18 protein-coding genes and 1 tRNA gene are annotated in these 18,138 nt (G+C 65.3%); 1 reads left to right on the top strand and 18 read right to left on the bottom strand.

Going from position 1 to position 18,138, the window contains the following annotated elements:
- Positions 1 to 17 precede the first annotated feature (17 nt).
- From ACFPK0_RS03075 to ACFPK0_RS02990, 18 genes are all read right to left on the bottom strand, one after another.
- Positions 18 to 93 (bottom strand) — tRNA-Lys (locus ACFPK0_RS03075).
- Positions 94 to 167: 74 nt separating this feature from the next.
- A complete protein-coding gene (gene queC, locus ACFPK0_RS03070) occupies positions 168 to 854 on the bottom strand; it encodes a 7-cyano-7-deazaguanine synthase QueC (RefSeq protein WP_056082116.1) in 687 nt (228 codons plus the stop codon).
- 133 nt (positions 855 to 987) lie between these two features.
- Positions 988 to 1,680 (bottom strand): 7-carboxy-7-deazaguanine synthase QueE, encoded by a 693-nt coding sequence (gene queE, locus ACFPK0_RS03065; RefSeq protein ID WP_056084059.1) that lies wholly within the window; start codon positions 1,678 to 1,680, stop codon positions 988 to 990.
- A gap of 10 nt (positions 1,681 to 1,690) precedes the next feature.
- Positions 1,691 to 2,479 (bottom strand): tol-pal system protein YbgF, encoded by a 789-nt coding sequence (gene ybgF / locus ACFPK0_RS03060; RefSeq protein ID WP_377338276.1) that lies wholly within the window; start codon positions 2,477 to 2,479, stop codon positions 1,691 to 1,693.
- 41 nt (positions 2,480 to 2,520) lie between these two features.
- Entirely contained in the window at positions 2,521 to 3,030 is a 510-nt protein-coding gene (gene pal / locus ACFPK0_RS03055) for a peptidoglycan-associated lipoprotein Pal (RefSeq protein WP_007080163.1), read from the bottom strand.
- A 268-nt stretch (positions 3,031 to 3,298) separates the two neighbouring features.
- Positions 3,299 to 4,615, bottom strand: coding sequence for a Tol-Pal system beta propeller repeat protein TolB (gene tolB / locus ACFPK0_RS03050; RefSeq protein ID WP_377338274.1), 1,317 nt, complete (start codon positions 4,613 to 4,615; stop codon positions 3,299 to 3,301).
- Between the two features lie 8 nt (positions 4,616 to 4,623).
- The gene (gene tolA / locus ACFPK0_RS03045; RefSeq protein ID WP_056082123.1) at positions 4,624 to 5,565 is read right to left on the bottom strand and encodes a cell envelope integrity protein TolA; all 942 of its coding nucleotides are present in this window, start codon (positions 5,563 to 5,565) and stop codon (positions 4,624 to 4,626) included.
- Positions 5,552 to 6,016, bottom strand: coding sequence for a protein TolR (tolR, locus tag ACFPK0_RS03040; protein ID WP_056606048.1), 465 nt, complete (start codon positions 6,014 to 6,016; stop codon positions 5,552 to 5,554). The genes tolA and tolR overlap by 14 nt, the downstream gene beginning before the upstream one ends.
- Before the next feature lie 14 nt (positions 6,017 to 6,030).
- Positions 6,031 to 6,714 (bottom strand): protein TolQ, encoded by a 684-nt coding sequence (gene tolQ, locus ACFPK0_RS03035; protein ID WP_056606051.1) that lies wholly within the window; start codon positions 6,712 to 6,714, stop codon positions 6,031 to 6,033.
- Between the two features lie 74 nt (positions 6,715 to 6,788).
- Complete coding sequence (gene ybgC, locus ACFPK0_RS03030; protein ID WP_377338271.1) at positions 6,789 to 7,193, bottom strand: tol-pal system-associated acyl-CoA thioesterase; 405 nt, start codon at positions 7,191 to 7,193, stop codon at positions 6,789 to 6,791.
- Between the two features lie 176 nt (positions 7,194 to 7,369).
- Entirely contained in the window at positions 7,370 to 8,410 is a 1,041-nt protein-coding gene (ruvB, locus tag ACFPK0_RS03025; RefSeq protein ID WP_377338269.1) for a Holliday junction branch migration DNA helicase RuvB, read from the bottom strand.
- Positions 8,411 to 8,536: 126 nt separating this feature from the next.
- The gene (locus tag ACFPK0_RS03020; protein ID WP_056606061.1) at positions 8,537 to 10,438 is read right to left on the bottom strand and encodes a potassium transporter Kup; all 1,902 of its coding nucleotides are present in this window, start codon (positions 10,436 to 10,438) and stop codon (positions 8,537 to 8,539) included.
- 2 nt (positions 10,439 to 10,440) lie between these two features.
- On the bottom strand, positions 10,441 to 11,037 hold the full coding sequence (gene ruvA / locus ACFPK0_RS03015) for a Holliday junction branch migration protein RuvA (RefSeq protein ID WP_377338267.1): 597 nt from the start codon (positions 11,035 to 11,037) through the stop codon (positions 10,441 to 10,443).
- Positions 11,034 to 11,597 (bottom strand): crossover junction endodeoxyribonuclease RuvC, encoded by a 564-nt coding sequence (gene ruvC, locus ACFPK0_RS03010; protein ID WP_377338265.1) that lies wholly within the window; start codon positions 11,595 to 11,597, stop codon positions 11,034 to 11,036. Before ruvC ends, ruvA begins: the two co-directional genes overlap by 4 nt.
- A 108-nt stretch (positions 11,598 to 11,705) precedes the next feature.
- Positions 11,706 to 12,428: a YebC/PmpR family DNA-binding transcriptional regulator gene (locus ACFPK0_RS03005; RefSeq protein ID WP_377338263.1), complete on the bottom strand. Its 723-nt coding sequence runs from the start codon at positions 12,426 to 12,428 to the stop codon at positions 11,706 to 11,708.
- A gap of 93 nt (positions 12,429 to 12,521) precedes the next feature.
- A complete protein-coding gene (locus tag ACFPK0_RS03000; protein WP_056084068.1) occupies positions 12,522 to 13,151 on the bottom strand; it encodes an esterase/lipase family protein in 630 nt (209 codons plus the stop codon).
- Positions 13,152 to 13,244: 93 nt separating this feature from the next.
- A complete protein-coding gene (gene aspS / locus ACFPK0_RS02995) occupies positions 13,245 to 14,999 on the bottom strand; it encodes an aspartate--tRNA ligase (RefSeq protein WP_377338260.1) in 1,755 nt (584 codons plus the stop codon).
- A gap of 90 nt (positions 15,000 to 15,089) precedes the next feature.
- Positions 15,090 to 15,392 (bottom strand): FmdB family zinc ribbon protein, encoded by a 303-nt coding sequence (locus ACFPK0_RS02990; protein ID WP_056082145.1) that lies wholly within the window; start codon positions 15,390 to 15,392, stop codon positions 15,090 to 15,092.
- A 262-nt stretch (positions 15,393 to 15,654) separates the two neighbouring features.
- On the opposite strand from ACFPK0_RS02990, the gene ACFPK0_RS02985 reads away from it, so the two are divergent.
- The gene (locus tag ACFPK0_RS02985) at positions 15,655 to 18,096 is read left to right on the top strand and encodes a TonB-dependent receptor plug domain-containing protein (RefSeq protein ID WP_377338258.1); all 2,442 of its coding nucleotides are present in this window, start codon (positions 15,655 to 15,657) and stop codon (positions 18,094 to 18,096) included.
- Positions 18,097 to 18,138: the final 42 nt, after the last annotated feature.

Here is an 18,138-nt window from a genome sequence, read left to right as displayed (position 1 = left end):
GCGCCGGCGGGTGGTATTGGTGGGTCGTCCGGGATTCGAACCCGGGACCAATAGATTAAAAGTCTACTGCTCTACCAACTGAGCTAACGACCCGTCGTACGAAACCGTGGCAAAACTCAAGCCGACAATTTTACGGGCTGGGCGCGAGGGGCACAAGCAAGCTCGGTTCAGACGTAGTGCGTGGGGTCGGGCAAACCCGCTTCGCGGAAGCCCTGCGCCCGCAACCGGCAGGCATCGCAATGGCCACAGGCGCGGCCTTCGCCATCGGCCTGGTAGCAGCTGACGGTGGCGGAAAAATCGACGCCCAGACGCTTGCCTTCGCGTGCGATGTCGGCCTTGCTCATCTTCATCAACGGTGCGTGGATGCGCAGCCCGGCGCCTTCCACGCCGGCTTTGGTGGCGACGTTGGCGAGCGATTCGAACGCCTCGATGAACGCGGGCCGGCAATCCGGATAACCCGAGTAATCGACCGCATTCACCCCGCACCAGATGTCGCGCGCGCCCAGCACCTCGGCCCAACCCAGCGCGATGGACAGCATGATGGTGTTGCGCGCCGGCACGTAGGTCACCGGGATATCGTCACCACCGGCGGCATCCAGCGGCACGTCGATATCGGCAGTGAGCGCCGAACCGCCGATGCGACGAAGATCGACCGCCACCGTCTTGTGCTCGAACGCGCCAAGCATCTGCGCCACGCGTTCTGAAGCGGCCAGCTCGGAGTTGTGACGCTGGCCGTAAGCCACGCTTAGCGCGTGCACCTGATAGCCCTGCTCGCGGGCGATGGCGATGGTCACGGCCGAATCCATGCCGCCGGAGACGAGCACGACGGCCTTGCGGGAGAGTTTGTCGGTCATGGTTGTTGCATCCTTCGGTACGGCCGGTCACCGGCCGGAAAGCACCTGCGGCAGCACAGGCCGAAGCGCGTGAAACGGGAGTGGTCGAGGACGAAGGGAAGCACTTCCGGTTGCTGCCCGCCCCACCTCCCGGCTAGTGGCCGGCGGCGTCGTTCCAGAGCAGTTTGTGCAATTGCAACTGGAAGCGCACGGGCAACCTGTCCTCGATGATCCAGTCGGCCAGCTGGCGCGGCGATATCGCGCCGTGAACGGGCGAAAAAAGCACCATGCAACGGGCCGCCAGCGCATGCTCGGCCAGCACGGCGCACGCCCAGTCGTAGTCGGCGCGGCTGGCAATGACGATCTTGACCTGGTCGCGCTGATGCAGAAACGCCAGGTTCGACCACAGGTTGCGCGCACTCTCGCCCGAACCGGGAGCCTTCAGGTCCATGACCTTGCGCACGCGCGGATCGACCGCCGAGACATCGAGCGCACCGGAAGTCTCCAGCGATACCTCGTAACCCGCGTCGCACAGCTTCTGCAGCAGGATCAGGCAGCGCTTCTGGGCCAGCGGTTCACCACCCGTGACGCAGACGTGGCCGACATCGTGCCTCGCCACCTCGGCGAGGATCGCGTCGATATCGTGCCATTGCCCGCCGTGGAACGAATACTCGGTATCGCACCACACGCAGCGCAGCGGGCAGCCGGTAAGACGCACGAAGACGGTGCGCCAGCCAATGGCGTCGGCCTCGCCCTGCAGCGAGTGGAAGATTTCCGTGATGCGCAATCGCTCGGCGCCAGCCGGCTCTGGCGTGGCGGCTTCCACGCGCGCGTCTGTGCCTGTCACCACAAGAACCTCAGTTGACCGACTGGATGCGCTGCAGCCGCTCTTTGGCGAGGTTTGCCGCATTGGTGCCGGGATACTTCGCACCGACCTCGGTCAATGTGGCCCTGGCCGCATCGACCTGCTTGAGCTCGTACTGGCTGTAGCCAACCTTGAGCAGCGCATCGGGCGCCTTCTCGCTCTGCGGAAACTGCTTCAGCAACTGCTGGAAAGCTTCCAGCGCCACCGGGTAATTCATGGTGACGTAGTACGACTCACCCAGCCAATAGTAGGCGTTGGGGGTGAGTGACTCGTTCGGGTACTGCTGCACGAACGAGCGGAAATCACGCGAAGCGGCGGCGTAATCGCCACCCCGCAAAGCCTTGAATGCAACGTCGTAGGCCGCCTGGACCGAAGCCGGATCGGCATTGCCGCCCTGGGCCTGGGTCGGGTTGCCCGCCGCTGCGGAAGATGAAGTTGCCGGTGCGGCTGCGGCTGCGGCTGCGGAAGCCGTCGGTGCAGCGCCAGCGGCGCCACCTGCGTTGCCGCCCTCCAGTCGCCCGATACGTGAATCCAGGTCGACGTACTGGGCCTTGTTCTTGTCTTCCAGCTGTTGCAACTGATGCTGGAGTTCCTCGATGCGGCCCTGTTGCTGGCGCACCTGCTCCTGCAGTTGCTGCATCTGGTTGACCATGCCAACACCGCCCTGGTCCTTCTGCGCCTGCTGCTCAAGGCGTGAAACACGGTCGGCGAGGCTCAGGCGCGAATCCTGCGAAAAAGCGGGAAACGCAAACAGCATGGCGGATGCAATTGCACCCGCCATGCCGAACCTGGCTGTGAAACGATTAGCCAGTTGCTTCATGCTTACTGCGCCGTGTAGACGATCTCGGCGCGACGGTTCTTGCTCCAGCAATCTTCATTGTGCTCGCGGCAAACGGGCTTCTCTTTGCCGTAGCTGATGACTTCAAGCTGGCTGGCCGAGCCACCGTTGGCCTGCAGCGCACTGGAAACCGCATTGGCACGACGCTCGCCAAGGCCGAGGTTGTATTCGCGGGTGCCGCGCTCATCGGTGTTGCCTTCGAGGCGGATATGCGCGCTCGGACGATCCTGCAGGTACTTGGCGTGGCACGCCATGATCTGCTGGAACTCCGGCTTGATCTCGGTCTTGTCGAAATCGAAATACACGACGCGCTGACGCAGGCAGGCATCGGTATCGAGGTCGGCGGGGGTGTACTTGCCATCGGACTCAGGGGCCTGAGTCTGGGCAACGGGCTCCGGTGCGGGGGCCTGCGGTTTGACTTCCTGCTTCTTGCTGCAAGCGGCCGCGCCGACACAGAGCAGGGCGACCAAAGCGACGCGAACGGTCTTATTCATGGTGACGTTCCTTCAAACGGGTTAGGTTCCAAACATACGACGACGATTATGACTACGGTTACAGGACAGCGATCGCCGGTGATTCCGGCTGTTATTTTTACACTCGATAGATCGACACCGCGTGATGCTTCTTCGTCGATTCGCTGGCGATAGCATCATGAGCGCCACTGTCGAAAACCGAGACGGTGCCTCTCGGCGCGTCTGCGGGCCCTTCCATGGACATCATGCCGGCACGCTCGCGCGCGCCGGCTCAATAATCATTGTTGAATCATTGTTGCCGATAGGGCCCCCAGGCCGGGTCGCTCACGTCGCCATCGGCCAAGGCCAGGCGCTGGCGAACCATGCCATCGGCAGAAACGGCATACAACACGCTGCGCGGCCCCTCGGTGGCGCCGTACAGCAGCATGCTTGCGTTTGGTGCCCAACTCGGCGAGAAATCCAGCGAACCGGGAGAAAGGAAGCGCACTTGACCACCCAGGCTGCGATCCATGACAGCAATACGATACACGTTCCCGTTGCCTTGCACCATGGCGATCTGTTTGCCGTCATAACTGACTGCCGGGTCGGCGTTGTTCTGCCCCTGGAAGGTCACCCGCTCGGCGCTGCCGCCGCTCGCGGAGACTTGGTAAATCTGCGGGCGACCGGAGCGATCCGAGGTGAAATAGATGCTCTGGCCATCCGGCGCCCAGACCGGCTCGGTGTCGATCGCGAGGTTGTTGGTCAGGCGGGTTTCATGCCGGCTGGCCACGTCCAGCGAGAACAGCTCCAGGTTGCCCACGTAGGACAAGGCCACCGCCAGCTTGCTGCCGTCGGGCGACCACGCCGGTGCGCCGTTGATGCCGCGCGGATGCGCCGAGATCAGCTGGCGCGAACCGGTGGTGATGTCCTGCACATAGATCGAGGAATTGCCGCTTTCGAACGAAACGTAGGCGATCTTCTTGCCATCCGGCGACCACGACGGCGACAGCAGTGATTCCTTGGAACGCGCCACGACCTGCGGGTTGTAGCCATCGGAATCAGCCACGATCAGCGAATAGGTGGTGTTGTTGCCCAGGCCCACGGCGGTGATGTAGGCAATGCGGGTCCAGAACGCGCCACGCACGCCGGTGATCTTCTGGTAGATCTGGTCGGCGATCTGGTGGGCCACGCCGCGCAGGTCACCGGTGGGTGCCGTGAACGCCTGCGCCAGCAGGCTCTGCTGCTTGTTGACGTCCCACAGTTCGTATTCGATCCGCACCGTGCCGTTGCCCGCGTCGCTGATGCGGCCAACGGTGATGTAGTCCTGCTTCATCAACCGCCAGGTCGGGAACTTGATGTCAGCCCCGCGCGAGGGGAATTCCACGATGTCGCTCTTGGCCAGCGAGCGGAATTTGCCCGAGCGGTTGAAGTCGTTGCGGATCACGTCGGCCACGTCGGTGGGCAGCGGCGCGCCGCCGGCTTGGGCAAACGGCACCACCACGATCGGCGTGGCCGTCTTGACGCCACCGACGATATCGACGTTGAGCGACTGTGCCGCCGCCGGCCCGGCCAGCAATGCCGCGATGGCCAGCAGGACGAGGGCGAAAGCTGAGTTCAATTTGCGCATGGGCTTGATCATTGCGGCCTGAAGGTGAAAGTTAGGTTGCGACGGAACACGCTCTCAAAACCCGTGTACGGCAGGGTCTTGGTTCGCAGCACCGCATTTTCGACCGAACGACGGCCAGCCTCGTCATACGGGCAGCTCGGATCGACCGTGGCGCTCATCACGTCTCCCCCTGGCAACTGCACGATATGAACCTGGCATGGAACAGCGGGCATGTTATCCGGCCTTAACCAATTGGGTGTGACCGCATTCTGAATGGCCGCTGCGTACGCATCGCTGAGATCGCTGTGGTCGGCGTTGTTTCCCGTTTGCCGCTGGGCCGCTGCCGGCAGATCGGACTGGCCATCGTCCCTGGCGTTTTTCAGGTCCTCCAATTGCTGGCGCGCCTGCTTCGCCTTGTTGTCCAACTGCTTGGTGCGGTTGGCGGCGGCGTCCATCTTGGCGAACATCTCGTCGATCTGTTTCTGCTTCTCTTCCTTCTGCTTGGCCATCTTGGCATCCAGCTCGGCCTGACGCTGGCGCTGCTTTTCTTCCTGCAGCTTCTTGGCGTCCTCCGCTTTCAGCAGCGCATCGGCGACGATCCGCTCCTGGTCCTTCACGTCCGGATGCTCGGGCGGCGGCGGCAGGGTTTTCACCTGCGGCGCTTCCACCTGCGGTTTCGGCGGCGGCGTGGCGGGCGGTGGCGGCACCGTATTGGGGACCGGCTTGGTCTTGACCGACTTGGGCGGTGGACTGCCGGTGGGGCCGATCAGGGTGGCTTCGATGACCGGGCCCTGCAGTTGCAGCGGCTTGGAGCAGGTGATCGGGTTCATCCAGGCCGGCAGGCCCAGGGCGTTGAAGAAATTCTCGTAGCTCGCGCACGGCAACACCGCGAGGAACAGAAACCCCACGATGCCGATGTGCAGGATGGCGGAAAGTACGACCGCCTTCGGCGTCGCCTTACTTTCGTCCATCGGAGCTGCTCTTGCCCTGGCCTTCCGTACCGGCGGGCTGCCCCATCAGGCCCACTTTGGCCACGCCGGCCTGCTGCAGGTCGGTAAGCACCTTGAACACGCCGCCATAGTTGCCGCGCGTGTCGCCGGCCACCAGCACGCTGACCTGGGGGTTTTCGCGCACGAACGCGCCCACCTTCAGCTTGAGGCCGTCCTCATCGATCGGCTCCTGCTTGGCGCCGCTCATGGTGAGAAACAGCGAGCCGTCCTGGCCGACCGAAACCACGATCGGATCCTTCTTGTCCTGCATCGACTTGGCGTCGGACTGCGGCAACTGCACGTCGACGTTGGAATTGAGCATCGGCGTGGTGACCATGAAGATGATCAGCAGCACCAGCATCACGTCGATGTAGGGCACCACGTTGATTTCGGATTTGAGCTTGAAGCGCTTCGGGCGCCGCGGATTTCGCATGGCTGCTGCTCCGCTCAGGCCGCGTCGTCGGTCTGGATCTGCCGCTGCAGCACGGAGGAGAACTCCTCCTGGAACACGTCGTAGCGCGAGGCGATGCGCTCGACCTTGTTGGCGTAGCGGTTGTACGCCCACTGCGCCGGGATGGCCGCGAACAGGCCCATGGCGGTGGCGATCAGCGCTTCGGAAATGTGCGGGGCGACCACGGCGATGGTCACGTCCTTCATTTCGCCCAGCCCCTGGAATGCGCCCATGATGCCCCACACCGTGCCGAACAGGCCCACGTACGGGCTGATCGAACCGACGTTGGCCAGGAACTCCAGGTTGCGCTCCAGCAGGCCGATTTCGCGGGTGCCGGTGACTTGCATCGCGCGCTCGGCGCCTTCGACCACGCTGCGCGTGTCGTGCGTCTTGCGCTGGCGCTGGCGGGCGAACTCGCGGAAGCCGGATTCGAAGATGTTCTCGATACCGCCTTCGCCGCCGCGATTGCTCACCTCGCGAAACAGCTGCGCCAGATCACCGCCGGACCAGAAGCGCTCCTCGAAGCGCTCGGCGTTCTCCATGGCCGTCTTGGTCTGCGAATACTTGCGGATGATGATCACCCACGACAGGAAGGAGAACACCAGCAGGACCAGCAGCACCAGTTGCACCGGCAGGCTCGATTGCGAGACCAGCGTGAAAATATTCAGTCCACCGTTCATTGCTTGAAGGTTCTCCGCCAGTCGGCTGGGTTGTGGAAGCCAAGGTTATCGTCGTCAGATGCCGGCGAGCGCCATCAGAACAACCGCGCCACGTCCGGGGGAATCGGCGCCGGTCGCATCTGATGAATGTCCACGCAGGCCACACGCACGCTGGCGCGGATCAGGCAGGTGCCGTCAGCGCGCGTGATCGTCTGGTCGAACAGGATACTGGCTGAACGGCGCTCCATGACGGCGACCGTTGCCTGCAGTTCATCATCCAGCAGGGCCGGCTTGAGGAAATCGATCTGCATGCCGCGCACCATGAAGGCCAGGCCGGTGGCCTGTTTCAGCGCGAACTGGTCCACGCCCAGCGCGCGCAGCCATTCGCTGCGGGCGCGCTCCATGAAGCGCAGGTAGCTGGCGTGATACACCACGCCGCCCGCATCGGTGTCTTCCCAGTAGACGCGGACGGGCCAGGCGAAGGGGGCGGTCGAGGACATGGGTGGCTCGCGTTTCGACAAAGTCCGACAGCATGCAGCCTGCCTGCGCGATGTTCAAATCCCGGCGAATTCACCGGCGAGGCCCGGTGCAGCGCGCGGTGGGAGTGACTTCAGTCGCGATGCTCCGAGTTGGAAAAGGCCAGAGCATCGCGGCTGAAGCCGCTCCCACAATCAGCCTAGGGACCGGCGTCGAACAGGTCCGCCGCCTGGGCCTGGCGCGGCGGCGGCACCAGGCCCAAGTGCCGCCAGCCCTTGGCGCTGGCCATGCGGCCGCGGGCGGTGCGGATCAGGTAGCCCTGCTGGATCAAGTACGGCTCGACCACGTCCTCCAGCGTGCCACGGTCCTCGCTCAGCGCGGCGGCCAGCGACTCCACGCCGACCGGGCCACCATCGAAATTCTCGATGATCACGCCCAGCAGGCGGCGGTCCAGCTCGTCGAAGCCTTCCGGGTCGATCTTCAGCATGTCCAGCGCAGCCTGCGCTGCCGCCAGGGTGATCTCGCCGTCGGCGCGCACTTCGGCGTAATCGCGCACGCGGCGCAGCAGGCGGTTGGCGATGCGCGGCGTGCCGCGCGAGCGGCGGGCGATTTCCCGCGCCCCTTCCGCCGCGCAGGCGATGCCCAGGATCTTCGCGGCGCGGCGCACGATCGCGGTGAGCTCGTCGGCCGTATAGAACTCCAGCCGCTGCACGATGCCGAAGCGGTCGCGCAGCGGCGCGGTGAGCATGCCGGCGCGAGTGGTGGCGCCGATCAGGGTGAATGGCGGCAGATCCAGCTTGATCGAGCGCGCGGCCGGGCCCTCGCCGATCATGATGTCGATCTGGAAATCCTCCATCGCCGGATACAGCACCTCCTCGACCACGGGCGACAGGCGGTGGATCTCGTCGACGAACAGCACGTCGTTCGGTTCCAGATTGGTCAGCAGCGCGGCCAGGTCGCCGGCGCGCTCCAGCACCGGGCCGGAGGTGGAGCGCAGGTTGACGCCCAGCTCGTTGGCGATGACATGGCTGAGCGTGGTCTTGCCCAGGCCTGGCGGGCCGAAGATCAGCACGTGGTCCAGCGCACCGCCGCGCCTGGCAGCCGCCTCGATATAGATCGACAACTGCTCGCGCACCGCCTGCTGGCCCAGATACTCGTTGAGCCGCTTCGGCCGGATCGTGGCTTCCAGCGCCTCGTCGTCGAGCTGGGCAGAGGCGGTGATGATGCGGTGGTCGGTCATTGGCGTTGCGGGAATGGGGAATGGGGAATGGAGAATGGGAAGAGCAACCGGCTCGACCCTCGCCCACGATACCTCAGCAGCAACGCTATACCGATTCCCTATTCCCTATTCCCCATTCCCGACGCCTCAGATCTCCACCTGCGCCCCCAGCTCGATCAGCCGGTTGCCGGGGATCTGGAAGAACGCGGTGGCCGGCAGCGCGTTGCGCGACAGGATCACGAACAGCTTGTCGCGCCACAGCGCCATGCCGGGGCGTCGCGCATCGGCCACCACGTTTTCGCGCGACAGGAAGAAAGTGGTGTCCATCATGTCGAAGCCGAGGCCTTCGCGACCGCACAGGCTCAGCGCCAGCGGCACGTTGGGGTCCTCGGCAAAGCCGAAGCGCAGTTCCAGGCCGTGGAAATCGCTGCCCATCGCGGTGATCTGCACGCGCTCGGACGCTTCGGCCACCGGCGTTTCCAGAATCTCCACCGTCAGCAGCACGTTGCGCTCGTGCAGCACCTTGTTGTGCTTGAGGTTGTGCAGCAGCGCGTGCGGCACCGCGTTCTGGTTGGCGGTGAGGAACACCGCGGTGCCCGGCACGCGCAGCGGCGGGTGCTCGGCGATGTTCTCGATGAAGGGCGCCAGGGCCAGGCCGGATTGCTTGATCTCGCGTACCACCAGTTCGCGGCCGCGGCGCCAGGTGGTCATCATGGTGAAGATCACCACGCCCAGCACCAGCGGGAACCAGCCGCCGTGCGCCACCTTCAGCAGGTTGGCGCCGAAGAACGACAGGTCGATGATCAGGAACAGCACGCCCACCAGCACCAGCGTGGGCCAGTTCCAGTGCCAGCGCTTGCGCGCTACCACCAGCGCCAGCAGCGTGGTCATGGTCATGGTGCCGGTCACGGCGATGCCGTAGGCGGCGCCGAGATTGTCCGAACTCTGGAAAAACAGCACCGCCACGATCACCAGCACCATCAGCATGCGGTTGACCCACGGCACGAAGATCTGCCCGGACATTTCGCGCGAGGTATGCACCACCGCCATGCGCGGCGAGTAACCCAGCGACATCGCCTCGCGGGTCATCGAGAACGCGCCGGAAATCACCGCCTGCGAGGCGATCACGGCGGCGGCCGTGGCCAGCACGATCATCGGGTACAGCAGCGCCTCGGGCACCATCCGGTAGAACGGGCTCTCGATCGCCAGCGGGTCGCTCAGCAGCAAGGCGCCCTGCCCGAAATAATTCAGCACCAACGCGGGCAACACGAAACCGAACCACGCCACGCGTATGGGTTTCTTGCCGAAGTGGCCCATGTCCGCGTACAGCGCCTCGGCACCGGTCAGCGCCAGCACCACGCCACCCAGCGCGATGAACGAGGTGTCGCCGTGGCGGATGAAAAAGCGCACCCCGTGCCAGGGATTGAGCGCATACAGCACTTCGGGATTGGCCAGGATCTGCCGCGCACCCAGCAGCGCCAGCACCAGGAACCACACCGTCATCACCGGCGCGAACGCCTTGCCGACCTTGTGCGTGCCGTAGCGCTGCACCGCGAACATGCACAGCAGGATCACCAGCGCGATCCACACCACGTACTGCCCCAGCCCGGGCGCGGCAATCTGCAGGCCTTCCACCGCACCCAGCACCGAAATGGCGGGAGTGATCACGCCGTCGCCGTAGAACAGCGAGGCGCCGAAGATGCCGAACGCAGCCAGCGTCCAGCGCGCCCGCGCCGAACCGCTCATCGAGCGCTGCGCCAGCGCCATCAGCGCCATGATGCCGCCCTCGCCCTTGTTGTCCGCGCGCATCACGAAGGTCACGTACTTCAGCGACACCACGATGATCAGCGACCAGAACACCAGCGACAGCACCCCCAGCACGGCCGCTGGCGTGGGCGTCATGCCGTGGGTGCCCAGCGTTTCCTTCATGGTGTACAGCGGGCTGGTGCCGATGTCGCCGAACACCACGCCGATGGCGCCCAGCGCCAGCGCCGTCACCCGGCGTTTGGTCTCGGGCGATACTTCGCCGCCTGCGTTTTCCGTATGCACGGTCAGGCCCCCAGCGCGGCGCGCAGCGCCTTGCGGATGATGGCCTCGGCACTGTCGCCCTCGGCGGCAACCTTCTGTACCAATCGCGTGACTTCCACCGGCTTGTAGCCCAGTTGCTGCAGCGCCACGGTGGCTTCGCCGGCCGCATCCAGCGGCGCACCGGCGCCGGGCAACGTGGTGCCGGGCAGGCTGGACAGGCCATCGACGCGGTCGCGCAATTCCACCACGATGCGTTCGGCGGTCTTCTTGCCGATGCCGGGGATCTTGGTCAGCGCCACCACATCGCCTGCCTGTACCAGTCGCGCGAAATGGTCGGTGGAGACGCCCGACAGCACCGCCAGCGCGATCTTCGCGCCGATGCCGCTGACCTTGAGCAGGTTGCGGAACAGCGTGCGCTCGCTTTCGCGCAGGAAACCGTACAGCGCCGCGCTGTCTTCCTTCACCGCGTAATGGGTCAGCAGGATCACTTCCTTGCCGATGCCGGGCAGGTCGTAGATGGTGGACATCGGCGCGTCCACCTCGTAGCCGAGGCCGCCCACCTCGATCAGCAGCGAGGGTGGTTGCTTCGACAGCAGTGTGCCGCGCAGACGGCCGATCACCGGCGCCGCCTCCAGGCCGTGCGCGGAATGCCCACGCGAGCCAGGCTGGCGCGGGTATGCGCATGCGTCACGGCGATCGCCAATGCATCGGCGGCGTCGGCCTGAAGCGGGCCTTTCAGCCCCAGCAAAATGCCGATCATGTGCTGTACCTGCGCCTTGTCGCCGCGACCACTGCCGACCACGGATTGTTTCACTTCGGTTGCTGCATATTCGTGCACCGTGATCCCCTGGCTGACCACCGCGCAGATCGCGGCACCGCGCGCCTGCCCCAGCTTCAACGCCGAATCCGGGTTGCGCGCCATGAACACGCGCTCGATACCGCACTCGGCCGGTTGATGGGCGGCGATGATGTCACACAGTTCGTCAAAGATGCGTTTCAGCCGCAACGGAAACGTGGCCTCGCCAGCCACCGCCAGCGCGCCGTGGAACACATGGGTCAACTTGCCCGTGCCATCCACGTCGATGATGCCCACGCCCGTGCGCTGGCTGCCGGGGTCGATACCCAGGATGCGTACCGCATGGGGTTCGGGATTCGGGATTCGGGATTCGGTCAAAGCCACGGCTCGCACCTTCTCACTTCGCGAGCGCTGGAGCGAGCCGTGGGGTTCGCCTGATCGCGCTTTTGCGAATCACGAATCCCGAATCCCAAATCCCGACGCCTTGCTGCTTCACGCCGGCAGCAAGGCGTTATGCGACACGTCGCTCACATCATCCAGCGCATCGAGTTTTTCGAGCAGGTCGATCAGGGTTTCCTGAGCTTCCTCCGGCACCGCCACGCGATTGTTGGGGCGCATCACCACGCCGGCGTGCGAGGCATCCAGGCCCGCGGCGATCAATGCCTGCTGCACGGCTTCGAAGCTGTCCGGCGAGCAAAGCACGGCACTTTCGCCGTTCTCGTTGATGACGTCGTCGGCACCGGCTTCCAGCGCCGCCTCCAGCACCTTTTCCTCGGCTGCCTCGTCGCCGCCGGTCTCGAACACCAGCTCACCGCAGCGGTTGAACTGGAACGCCACCGAGCCGGTGGTACCCAGGTTGCCGCCGTGCTTGGTCAACGCGTGGCGCACGTCGGCCACGGTGCGTACGGGGTTGTCGGTGAAGCAGTCGATGATCAGCGCGATGCCGGCCGGGCCGTAGCCCTCGTAGCGCAACTCCTGCATGTCGGCGCCGCCGTCGGTGCCGGCGCCGCGCTTGATCGCGCGGTCGATGGTGTCGCGGGTCATGTTGGCCGACAGCGCCTTGTCCACCGCGGCGCGCAGTCGCGGGTTGCCTCCAGGGTCGGCCACGCCGGCACGCGTGGCGACGGTGATTTCGCGGATCAGCTTGGTGAATACCTTGGCGCGCTTGGCGTCTTCGGCGTTCTTGCGACCTTCGATGGACGGGCCTCTACCCATGGCGTTGCCTGCACTCGACTCATTGGACAAGCGGCCAATTTTACCTGATTTCCGCCCCGGTGCCGGTACCTGCGTACGCGTGCCGCAGCCTGCTCACTCGACGGGGAAGTGGCCATCGCGCAGGAAAAGCCCCGCTCGCCGCGCCACGTCGGCCGAAAACAGCAGTCCGGTGTGGTTGGCTTCCACCACGCAATGTGCGGTCAGGCCGGCCAGGCGGGTTTCCTCGACCGCCACGGTACCGTCGTGCTCGCCGTCCAGATGGCCGAGCACGGCCCCCAGCCCCAGCGGCGTGCAGCCGGCGATCACGCCCACTTCGCGGGTGCCGGTCCAGCGCTCGAAGCCCTGCTCCAGCAGCTCGCGGTTATGGCCGAGCAACACCTCGCCGCCGCGTCCCCACGCGGAAAAATTGCGGGCCGCGGCGCTGCCTTTCAGCGGCGAGCCCAGGCAGACGACACGCCCGGACGGCAACTCGGCACCCAGGCAGGCGCGCAGCGCCAGCAGGCCGCCGAGGCTGTGGCCCACCAGATGCACTGGCTCGCCATCGGCACCCAGCGCAAGCATGCGGGCCTGCAACTTGTCGAGGATGCGCTGCTGGGTGGCGGCCACACTCAAGTAGTCGAAGCGATCGACCTGGAACCCCGCCTCGCCCAGCCGGCGATGCAGCATGGCCAGCGCGAAGCCGCGCATCCACAGGCCATGCAGCAGGATCACGTGATCGGACATCGACATCCGGGGAATGAGGAATAGGGAATGAGGAATAGGGAGTGGGGAATCGCAAAAGCGGGACATGGCGAACCATGCCCCGCGTTCTACACCTTATTCCCTGACGGCCACGTGCAGCTCCTTGAGCTGCGCGGCGTCCACCATCGAGGGCGCGTCGGTCATCAGATCCTGCGCGCTGGTCGTCTTGGGGAAGGCGATCACGTCGCGGATCGACTCGGTGCCGGCCATCAACGCGGCGATGCGATCGATGCCGAACGCCAGGCCACCGTGCGGCGGTGCGCCGAACTTCAAGGCTTTCAGCAGGAAGCCGAACTTGGCCTCGGCCTCGTCCGCGCCGATGCCCAGCAGCTCGAACACCGTGCTCTGCATCTCCGGTCGATGGATACGGATCGAGCCACCGCCGATCTCGTTGCCGTTCAGCACCATGTCGTAGCCGCGGCTCACCGCGTTGTGCGGGTCGGCGCGCAACTGCGCGGCGTCATCCACCTTGGGCGCGGTGAACGGGTGATGCAGGGCTACGAAACGCTGGGCCTCGTCGTCGTATTCGAACATCGGGAAATCGGTGACCCACAGCGGCTTCCAGCCTTCCTCGACCAGGCCGCGATCCTTGCCGACCTTCAGCCGCAGCGCGCCCATGAAATCGGTGACGGTTTTCCAGGCGCCGGCGCCGAAGAACACGATGTCGCCGGTCTGCGCACCGGTGGTTTTCAGCACACCCTCCAGCGCCGCGTCGTCGAGGAACTTCGCCACCGGCGAATTGATGCCATCGCGACCTTTCGCCAGATCCTCGACCTTCAGCCAGGCCAGACCCTTGGCACCGTAGCGCGCGGCGTACTCGGTCAAGCCGTCGATGTCCTTGCGCGACAGCGTGCTGCCGCCGGGCACACGCAGCGCGGCCACGCGGCCGCCCGCATCGTTGGCCGGGCCGGCGAACACCTTGAACTCGACATGCTTGACCGCCTCGGCCACGTCCACCAGCTCCAGCGCAATGCGCAGGTCGGGCTTGTCCGAACCGAAGCGACGCATCGCCTCGGCCCAGGTCATGCGCGGGAAGCTGACATCGAGTTCCACACCCTGCACCTCGCGGAATACGTGGCGAATCAACTCCTCCACGAAGTCCTGCACGTCCTGTTCCTCGACGAAGGCGAACTCCAGGTCGAGCTGGGTGAATTCGGGCTGGCGGTCGGCGCGCAGGTCCTCATCGCGGAAGCAGCGGGCGATCTGGTAGTAGCGGTCGAAGCCAGCCACCATCAGGATCTGCTTGAACAGCTGCGGCGACTGCGGCAGCGCGTAGAACTGGCCCGGGTGCACGCGGCTGGGCACGAGATAATCGCGCGCACCTTCCGGCGTGGCCTTGGTCAGGATCGGCGTCTCCACATCCTGGAAACCGCGCTCGTCCAGATAGCGGCGCAGCGTCTGCACCAGACGGATGCGCTTGCGCATCATCGCCTGCATCTCGGGGCGGCGCAGGTCGAGGTAGCGGTAGGTCATCCGCATGTCCTCGTTAGGGTTCTCGTGCAGCGCGAACGGTAGGTCCTTCGCGGCGTTGAGGATCTCGACCTTGTCGGCCAGCAGCTCGATCGTGCCGGTTTTCAGCTTGTCGTTGACCGACAGCCGCGGGCGGATGGTGCCGGTGACGCGCAGGCAGTACTCGTTGCCGATCTCGCCAGCCACCGCAAACGCGTCGGCGTTGTCGCGCTCGACCACCACCTGTGCCAGCCCTTCATGGTCGCGCAGGTCGACGAAGGCCACATGGGCCTGCAAACGGATCTTGTTGACCCAGCCGCACAGGGTGACGGTCTGGCCGATCAGCGACTCGTCGATGAGGCCGCAAAGATGCGTACGCATGCGCTTGGAACTCCGGGCCGCGTTGGCGGCAAAAACGGGGGAAAAGACTGCAAATCTTACCACTGCCGTCATCACTGCGGCGGCGGCGACTCAGCTCTTGCTGCCGGCCGACGGCGCCGGAGCGGGCGATGGCGCGGGCGCCGGCGCCGGGCTGGCGGCCGGTTTCGCGGCGACGCTGTGGTCACCGGCGAGGTTGCGCTTCTTGTCGCCATCCTTCTTGAAGTCGGTCTCGTACCAGCCGCTGCCCGCCAGCCGGAACGACGGCGCGCTCACCATCCGGTGCAATTGCGGCTCGCCGCAGGCGGGGCAGACCGTGGGATCGGCATCGGACAATTTCTGCAGATGGTCGAAGTGATGGCCGCAATGCTTGCATTCGAATTCGTAGATGGGCATGAAAAACTCCGTAGTCGATCGATCGCGATGGCGATGGAAACTCGCCATTATCGACCCGCAACACCGGATTTCAACGTACCACCGTACCCATGGGCGCAGCCGCCCCGCCGGCGTAGTCTCGGCGCCCGGGCATGCGAAAGCGCGGCCATCGCCGGGGTCGCAGCTCCATTTGGACGTCTATACGTCTATTGACGCGCGCGACAAGTAAGCCTAACCTGCAGCCCGTTGCACTGCAGCAATTCCTTCCCCACGGAAATCCCCCATGAGCAAGCACTCCGATTCGAGCCGAACCGCCTGGCTGCCCGCACTGGCGTTGCTGGCGCTGTCCACCGGCGCCGCCGCGCAGGACGCCACCGCGCCATCCCCCACCAAGGCCCAGCGCCTGGACGCGGTGATCGTCACCGGCACCCGCGCCGACAACCGCACCGAAAGCAGTTCGCTGACCCCGATCGACGTGGTCTCCGCCAAGGTATTGCAGCAGACCGGCACCACCGAGTTGTCCACCGCGCTGGCCCGGATCATCCCGTCGCTGAATTTCCCCCGCCCGGCCGGCGGCGACACCGCCGACCAGCAGCGCCCGCTGCAGCTGCGCGGCCTTTCGCCCGACCAGGTGCTGGTGCTGGTGGACGGCAAGCGCTGGCATCCAGGCGCGCTGCTGCTGACCAACGGCGTGGTCGGTCGTGGCTCGCAAGCGGTCGACCTCAACACCATCCCGATGGCCGCGATCGACCACATCGAGGTGCTGCGTGACGGTGCCTCCGCCCAGTACGGCTCGGATGCCATCGCGGGCGTGGTCAACATCATCCTCAAGAAGGGCGCCCAGGGCGGCTCGGTCGAGGCGCTGGGCGGCCAGTACTATGCCGGCGACGGCCGGCAGTGGCAGGGTTCGGCCAATGTCGGCCTGCCGTTGAACGACGACAAGGGCTGGATCCGCTTCACCCTGCAGGACGGCAGCCAGAACTACTCCGACCGCTCCGCCCCCGAGCGCGTGGCGCCGTTCGAAATCGGCCAGCGCTACGGCGACCCGGCGGCGAAGAGCAAAAACCTGTTCCTCAACGCGCAATACGACATCACGCCCGCCGTGCAGCTGTACGCCTTTGGCCACTACAGCACCCGCGACACCACCTCGCCGGCGTTCTTCCGCGACACCCTCAGCGGCAACGCCGTCCTCTCGCTTTATCCGAACGGCTATACCCCGCTGGAGCAGGGCAATTCGATCGACCGCTCGCTGGTCGTCGGCCTGCGCGGCACCACCAGCGGCGGCTGGCGCTGGGACATCAGCGGCAACGCCGGCGGCAACCGGGTGTCCTACCGCACCATCCACAGCGTCAACCGCGCGCTGCTGAATGACTTCGGATCGACCCAGTCCAGTTTCCACGATGGCATCCTGCATGCCGACCAGCAGTCGTTCGACATCGACATCGCCAAGGATCTATCGGTGGGCTGGCTGCCCAACCCGGTCACCCTGGCCTTCGGTACCGAGTACCTGCGCCAGAGCTACCAGATCGACGCTGGCGAACCGGCCTCCTACTACGTCGGCACCTCCGGCAAGTCCGGCGGCGCGCAGGGTTTCGGCGGCTATCAACCTTCCGATGCCGGCTCGTATGCCCGCCACGACGTGGCCGAGTACCTGAGCCTGGAAACCAACCTCACCGATCGCCTGGGCACATCGCTGGCGGTACGCCATGAGGATTACAGCGACTTCGGCACCACCACCACCGGCTCGCTGTCGGCCCGCTTCGACTTCACCGACAGCTTCGCGCTGCGCGGCAGCGCCTCGACCGGTTTCCGCGCGCCGGCGCTGGCGCAGCAGTACTACGCGTACACGTCGTCCACCTACCAGGGCCCCGGCAACAACCTCGGCCTGACCCCGGGTATCTACAACACCGCACTGGTGTCATCGATCAGCCCGCTGGGCCGTCTGCTGGGTGGTGAGGCGCTGAAGCCCGAGAAGTCACGCAACTTCACCGTGGGCGCGGTGTGGAACCCGACCGACGCGCTCAGCCTCAGCCTCGACGCCTACCAGATCGACATCGACAACCGGATCACACTGTCGAGCTACCTCGGCACCAGCTCCGCCGTCGTGCAGGATTACCTGACGGCCAACGGCATCACCGACAGCAACTACAGCAGCGTCGGCTACTTCACCAACGCCGTGGACACGCGCACCCGGGGCATCGACTTTGTCGGTGGCTACCACTTCGACTTCGGCAACGCCGGCAGCCTGCAGACCTCGCTGAGCTACAACTACAACTACAACAAGGTCACCGACATCAAGCCCAACCCCGCGGCGCTCGACGCCCTGGGCGTCAGCCTCAAGCGTGTCGACCGGCGTGATGTCCTTGGCCTGCTGGCAGACACCGCGCCGCGCAGCAAGCTGATCCTCAATGGCCTGTACAGCGTAGGCAACTGGAACATCAACGCGACCATCACCCGCTACGGCAGCTTCACCTCGTTCAGCAGCTCCAGCGCCACCTTTGACCAGGTCTACAGCGCGAACTGGGTCAGCGACCTGGCGGTCAGCTACAACCTCGACCACTGGACCTTCACCCTGGGCGCAGACAACCTGTTCAACAAGTACCCGAACAAGGTCAACGCCATCAACGGCTACGGCGCCAACAAGGGCACCATGCCGTATTCGGTCTACTCGCCGTACGGCTTCAACGGCGGCTATGGTTACGGCAAGGTCGTCTACCACTGGTAAGCGGCTGGCATCGGGATGACGAAAAGCCCCGGCACTGTCCGG

This window comes from Rhodanobacter ginsenosidimutans (genome assembly GCF_042655685.1).
GTDB classification, from domain to species: domain Bacteria; phylum Pseudomonadota; class Gammaproteobacteria; order Xanthomonadales; family Rhodanobacteraceae; genus Rhodanobacter; species Rhodanobacter ginsenosidimutans.
Note: the sequence above shows the minus strand (reverse complement) of the source record. Positions and strands in the feature narration are given on the sequence as shown.

Bases quoted from the DNA above. Each gene is read 5' to 3' on its own strand.
- ruvB (WP_377338269.1), bottom strand. From the start codon at position 8,410: ATGACCGACCACCGCATCATCACCGCCTCTGCCCAGCTCGACGACGAG.
- tolQ (WP_056606051.1), bottom strand. From the start codon at position 6,714: ATGAACGGTGGACTGAATATTTTCACGCTGGTCTCGCAATCGAGCCTG.
- ACFPK0_RS02985 (WP_377338258.1), top strand. From the start codon at position 15,655: ATGAGCAAGCACTCCGATTCGAGCCGAACCGCCTGGCTGCCCGCACTG.
- ACFPK0_RS03000 (WP_056084068.1), bottom strand. From the start codon at position 13,151: ATGTCCGATCACGTGATCCTGCTGCATGGCCTGTGGATGCGCGGCTTC.
- tolR (WP_056606048.1), bottom strand. From the start codon at position 6,016: ATGCGAAATCCGCGGCGCCCGAAGCGCTTCAAGCTCAAATCCGAAATC.
- aspS (WP_377338260.1), bottom strand. From the start codon at position 14,999: ATGCGTACGCATCTTTGCGGCCTCATCGACGAGTCGCTGATCGGCCAG.
- ACFPK0_RS02990 (WP_056082145.1), bottom strand. From the start codon at position 15,392: ATGCCCATCTACGAATTCGAATGCAAGCATTGCGGCCATCACTTCGAC.
- ybgC (WP_377338271.1), bottom strand. From the start codon at position 7,193: ATGTCCTCGACCGCCCCCTTCGCCTGGCCCGTCCGCGTCTACTGGGAA.
- ACFPK0_RS03005 (WP_377338263.1), bottom strand. From the start codon at position 12,428: ATGGGTAGAGGCCCGTCCATCGAAGGTCGCAAGAACGCCGAAGACGCC.
- tolA (WP_056082123.1), bottom strand. From the start codon at position 5,565: ATGGACGAAAGTAAGGCGACGCCGAAGGCGGTCGTACTTTCCGCCATC.
- queC (WP_056082116.1), bottom strand. From the start codon at position 854: ATGACCGACAAACTCTCCCGCAAGGCCGTCGTGCTCGTCTCCGGCGGC.
- tolB (WP_377338274.1), bottom strand. From the start codon at position 4,615: ATGCGCAAATTGAACTCAGCTTTCGCCCTCGTCCTGCTGGCCATCGCG.
- pal (WP_007080163.1), bottom strand. From the start codon at position 3,030: ATGAATAAGACCGTTCGCGTCGCTTTGGTCGCCCTGCTCTGTGTCGGC.
- ybgF (WP_377338276.1), bottom strand. From the start codon at position 2,479: ATGGCGGGTGCAATTGCATCCGCCATGCTGTTTGCGTTTCCCGCTTTT.